The 5,406-nt window shown below is 39.5% G+C and carries 4 protein-coding genes; 2 read left to right on the top strand and 2 right to left on the bottom strand.

Translation table 11 applies throughout. The features are described 5' to 3' along the window. The coding region (locus tag EWM59_RS27065) for a transposase family protein (RefSeq protein ID WP_510186009.1) at positions 1–726 on the top strand (726 nt) is incomplete at its 5' end. Positions 727–1,007: 281 nt separating this feature from the next. On the opposite strand, the gene EWM59_RS27060 is transcribed toward EWM59_RS27065, so the two are convergent. Further along, positions 1,008–1,310, bottom strand: coding sequence for a helix-turn-helix domain-containing protein (locus EWM59_RS27060; RefSeq protein ID WP_130024325.1), 303 nt, complete (start codon positions 1,308–1,310; stop codon positions 1,008–1,010). Positions 1,311–1,765: 455 nt separating this feature from the next. Between EWM59_RS27060 and EWM59_RS27055 the strand changes: the two genes are divergently transcribed. Beyond that, on the top strand, positions 1,766–4,192 hold the full coding sequence (locus EWM59_RS27055; RefSeq protein ID WP_130024324.1) for an ABC transporter permease: 2,427 nt from the start codon (positions 1,766–1,768) through the stop codon (positions 4,190–4,192). 28 nt (positions 4,193–4,220) lie between these two features. Here the strand turns inward: EWM59_RS27055 and EWM59_RS27050 are convergent. After that, the coding region (locus tag EWM59_RS27050) for a transposase (protein WP_445447092.1) at positions 4,221–5,406 on the bottom strand (1,186 nt) is incomplete at its 5' end.

Below are 5,406 nucleotides of genomic sequence, written 5' to 3'. Positions count from 1 at the left end.
TATAGAAAAACCAGAAGCAGGCAAAATGCTTTACTAAAATTGTTGGATAAAGGAATAGAAGCCTATCAATCCCTGCTCAATCAAACTCAAGCGAAAGGATTAAGTATGGTAGACGCTGAAACATTTAAGACCATTAAACTGGTTTATCAACAGCAAAAACAGCGATACTTACACCCACAAGCCAAGATACCAAACCGGATAGTAAGTTTGTACAAACCCTACCTCAGACCCATTATCAGGGGAAAAGAGAATAAACCCTTAGAGTTCGGAATGAAGGTTCATAAGTTGCAGGTAGGTGGAATCAGCATAATTGAATATGGAAGTTATGAAGCCTTCAATGAGTGTAAACGTCTGAAAATCAGTATAGTCAAACATAAAAGTACTTTTGGTCTATGTACCCATATAGCTGCTGACAGGATTTATGCTACCAATGAAAATCGTAAATATACTACTCAGAAGAACATCCAGACCAACTTTATTAGAAAGGGTACTGGAAAAGATGATAAAGCTACCAAACAAATCAAAGCAGTACTTAATAAAGAAAGAGCTACACGTTTAGAAGGCAGTTTTGGTAATGAAAAGGAACATTACCTCTTGCATAAGAACAAAGCCAGAAGTCCTGACAACGAACAAGTTTGGCTATTTTTCGGTATTCACACTGCCAATGCTGTTTTGATTGCCAAACGAAGACAGAAAGCTCAAAGGCAAGCCCAAATGGCCGCTTAAATTGAAAATTTCATATCAAAACTCACCCATAAAATGGGGTGGTTCAGTGTGTCTACTCGTAAACAGAAAAGTCTCAATTGACGAAAAACTCACGATAGATTGTACTTTTTAAAGATGTTGCTCTTTGAAAATCAACAAGACACTCAGATTTTTGAGTGTCTTGTCGTTAGAATATTTTATCTAAGAGAATTTCCAAGGAAAGCCTACATACACAAAAAAAGTTTGCCTCTAAGAGAGACAAACTTTAATAAAAATAGAAGTAGATTTGTTTCAAAAGTTTTTCAATGATAGATGAGTTCCTTTGCTGGTAGCACAGTGCTACTGATTTTTCTTAAAGGAACATTATGCGACTGCTTGGGTAAATCTTTCAAACCTTTCATTCCTCTCGCTTCCCAAGCATCCAACCAATTGGTTATAGTTGCTCTGCTGACCTCAAAAATGTCCGACAATGTTGTTACGTTATAGCCCTTAAAACTTAATAGTATGGCTTTTGCCCGCTCACGTTCTCTGTAATTCCGGCTACGACGAGACACTTCTCTCAAATACTCCACCTGTTCTGGAGCGATTTTTCTTACGTAACGCATAGGCAAAACGTTTTAAACAGTTTGTTTTAGTATTGCTTTTTCTTAAAAACCTGCCACACTCACCTTTCTTCAAAAGCTTTAACTAACGTGTGGAGGATTCTATAAACATAAGACGTTTAAAAGTTTTCGAACGCTGTGAAATTGTTAAAATTTCTTAAATGATTTTTAGCGTATGCTTAAAGTTGTGTGGAAAGGGTTTACCAAAATAGTCATTTCCAAAAATCCTATTACTCTACCCATACGTTTAAAAATAGAAACAGGTTGCTTTGCCAATCAGGTTTCAGAATGAATATTTGTATAAGAAGTCAGTTTAAAAACTTAACTATACAATTTTTATTAGATTTCATCCCATTTTCCGGGCAATTCAAACCATTTTTTCATTCAGCCTACCTTACTTTCCTATTTTTGAATATGGTACGATAACAAAATTTCTTAACCTTATTATACACAAAATTATGCTCGGAAGCTATATCAAAACAGCCAAACGGAATCTGCTTCGCAACAAAATGTTCTCGTTTATCAATATCATTGGCCTTGCCATCAGTATGTCGGTTGGCCTGCTATTGATAGCGTTTGTACTCGATATGCGTTCGTATGACAAGTTTCATGAACATGGAGACCGAATCTATCGTATCAGTAATATAGTTACTGAAAATAATAAACCCAAAGGCAAGTTTGCCACTACCTCTATCAAGACCGGAAAACTTATCAGACAGAAAGTAACAGGTATAGAAGAAGTAGCTATTATGCGCCACGACTTTTCGCAGGATGCTCAGATTGGCGAAAATACTCTTCCTGTCAAGGGCTTTTGGGCCGACCCTTCGGTATTCAGGGTTTTTACATTTCCGATGCTGGAAGGTAACCCTGAAACTGCACTGAAAGACCCTTTTTCCATTGTGCTGACACAGGCGGCCGCCCAAAAACTCTTTGGCACTGAAAATGTACTGGGCAGGGTAATCCGGTTCGATAACCTTGATTATCAGGTAACCGGAGTCATGAAAGATGTTCCTTTCTTTTCGCACATGAGCTTTGAGGCTCTGGTATCGTTGTCAACAGCCGAGCAGTTGAACAAGGGCAATCGGAATTTCGGAGAATGGACGAGCATGTCGGCAAACTCTGTATATCTCCGCCTTCCGGAAAATGCGAATATAACCGCTATCCAGTCACAACTTGATGCCGTTGCCAGCCAAGAAAATCTGGCCGAAGAAAATACAACTATCAAACTTGAACTTCTGCCTTTATATAATATTGTGATTGGAGAGAATTTCCGCCAGTCTGAAGGAGGACCCGGATCGGTTGGCCCACACATGTCTCCGGTGGTGCTCTGGATACTCGGCGGACTTGCCCTCGTAGTAATATTATCGGCCTGTTTCAATTACACCAATCTATCAATTGCACGTGCCATGCGACGCTTCAAGGAAGTTGGTATCCGTAAAGCAATCGGAGCCGGAAAAAGTCAGGTATGGCAACAGTTTCTGGTAGAATCAATCATGATTTCATTATCAGCTCTGCTTCTGTCATTCTTTATTTTTCTTATACTACGACCACAACTGATAAATCTGGCTCCTGAAATGCAACGAACCGTAAAGCTCGAACTTACAATACCTATGGTAATAGCTTTTGTCGTGTTTTCGGTTACTGTGGGTATTGTTGCCGGGTTTCTGCCTGCGCTGTTCTTTTCGAGGGTTAATGCTATCAATGCGCTCAGAAATGTATCTTCGGTAAAAGGCTTTAAATTCGTTACATTCAGGCGAGCTCTGGTAGTGGTGCAATATACCCTTACCCTGATATTTATTACCACAACAGCCGTTGGTTATGTGCAATATAAAAACATATTAGCTTTCGACCTTGGCTTTAACACGGCAAACATCCTGAACATTGATATGCAGGGAAATAAACCCGATGCGCTTCTTAAAGAATTGAGCGAAATACCAGAGGTAAGCGGCTTATCCCGTTCGTTAATTATTACCAGCGTTGGCAATGCCTGGGGAGGTTTTATGAAATACAGAGATTCTCGTGATTCTGCGCTGGTAATGACAAACCATATAGATGAGAACTATCTCGCTCTGCACGAATATAAGCTCATTGCAGGGGGGAATTTTAAAGCAAGACCCACTACGCCCGAAGCCGCCACAGAAATAATCGTTAATCAGCAGGTTTTAAAAAGATTTAACATCGGCAATAACAACCCCGAAAAAGCCATAGGAAAAGAAATTACCTTCAATAGCTTCGGCATACGTGAACGTAAGATGACCATTGTTGGCGTAATTAAAGACTTTCATTACGGTAAGGTTGATAACCTTATTGAGCCTGTAGCCTTTATGTTCTGGACACCCGGCGACAGGGCAGTAATCAATGCCAAAATACAAAGTAATGATATACCTGCCACTATGGCAAAAATTGAATCTGTATGGGAAAAAATTGATAGAGTGCATCCGTTTGAAGCCAAATTCTATGACCAGGAAATAGAAGATGCTTATAGCGAATTTTCGGTAATGATTAAAATTATCGGTTTCCTCTCATTACTGGCTATTTCTATTTCGTCGATGGGCTTGTTTGGCATGGTGGCATTTACTACCGAAACCAGGCTGAAAGAAATCGGCATACGCAAAGTAATGGGTGCCAGTTCGGGTAGTCTGGTATTCTTATTGAGCCGTGGTTTTTTGTTAATGTTATCTGTGTCGGCATTAATTGCTATCCCTATAACTTATCTTTTCTTTGAAAAATATGTGCTTCGCAATTTTCCGTATCACACACCTGTACAGTTGATTGAGTTGTTTGTTGGCTTATTGGCTGTATTGCTGATTGCTTTTGTTATGATTGGCTCGCAGACTCTGAAAGCCGCAGAAACCAATCCGGTGAAAGTACTGAAAAGCGAATAATGGCAATTATTACAATTATGGACATGAGTCATCCCGAATTTTGGGTAATACTTAAATGAATTAATGCATTCAAACAATTGGAGATGGCTAATCTCAATCTGTAAATCGGTATCGAAGCATTTCGGTACCGATTTCCTGTTCTATGACACCAGTTTTTGAGCAGGATAGGGATAAAACTACTCCAGTTTCTGAGCATCGATAGTAAGAAGTCATAGACAAGTGTCACAATGGCCATTAATTTGAGTCTATTTTCCCAAAACCAAAGTCTGGGTGATTCTAACCCCAATTCTGCTTTCCCTACTCTGAAAGTCTGTTCTATGTTCCATCGATGCATATAAGAATGGAGCATCTGCCAGGCATCTTTGTTGGATAAAACAATACAACAAGTAAGCAGATACATAGGTGCTTGCCGTCCTTTTTTGTCTCTTACTACAATCAGGTAAAGTTCTTTATCAGGGAATTCAGGATGAATCACTGCACAGAAAGCAATACCGATGTGTTTAGTAATTTTACGTTGGGTATCCAATACTACTTTTCTGGCAGAAGATTTTAAATACCGAGCAATCTGATGCGTCTGTTTAGTACCTTTTTGTGGATGAATGAGCAAAATATTCTTTTTCCAACGAACCAGAAAATCCTGTTCAAAGTGCATCATCCATTCAATAGTCCATGCAGAAGCATAGCCTCTGTCAAGTACATGTAAAACCTTTACGATGAGTGACTTGTTGAGTTTTTTGAGCATTCGGAACATGATATTCGAAGCCAATTCCTTGTATTTACCTCTACTGGTCCACCAACTCATTTGACACACCGAGGGGATTTCTCCCAAAGCTGATACCATCGTAGCTGTCCAATGAAAACCTGGTACACAAATCCGACTGGCTGGTGGATGGTAAAAACCTTTCTTGATTTTGGTTAATCGTTTCCCTTTGCTACTTTCTACACTACATAAGCCCTCCATGAACCAAGACTCTGGTTTTTCTATCCGACTATCATCCCACAATAACAGTGGACGAAGACCTCTTGCCTGTAAATCTCTGATGCGTTCTTTGGCCTTTGCAAACAAAAAATTGTCAACTAATTTACTTTCCCATTTCTTACTCCGAAGTAGATTACTGATGCGTTTGGTGCCTGCTGGGGCATGGGCAAAACCACAGATGTAAGCCCCTAACTCGCTTAATAATAAACCCATTTTCTGATTGCGGAAAACCAGT

Source organism: Emticicia agri (assembly GCF_004168285.1).
Taxonomy (GTDB): domain Bacteria; phylum Bacteroidota; class Bacteroidia; order Cytophagales; family Spirosomataceae; genus Emticicia; species Emticicia agri.
Note: the sequence above shows the minus strand (reverse complement) of the source record. Positions and strands in the feature narration are given on the sequence as shown.

Coding starts and splice junctions, on each gene's coding strand:
- EWM59_RS27055 (WP_130024324.1), top strand. CDS start 1,766: ATGCTCGGAAGCTATATCAAAACAGCCAAACGGAATCTGCTTCGCAAC.
- EWM59_RS27060 (WP_130024325.1), bottom strand. CDS start 1,310: ATGCGTTACGTAAGAAAAATCGCTCCAGAACAGGTGGAGTATTTGAGA.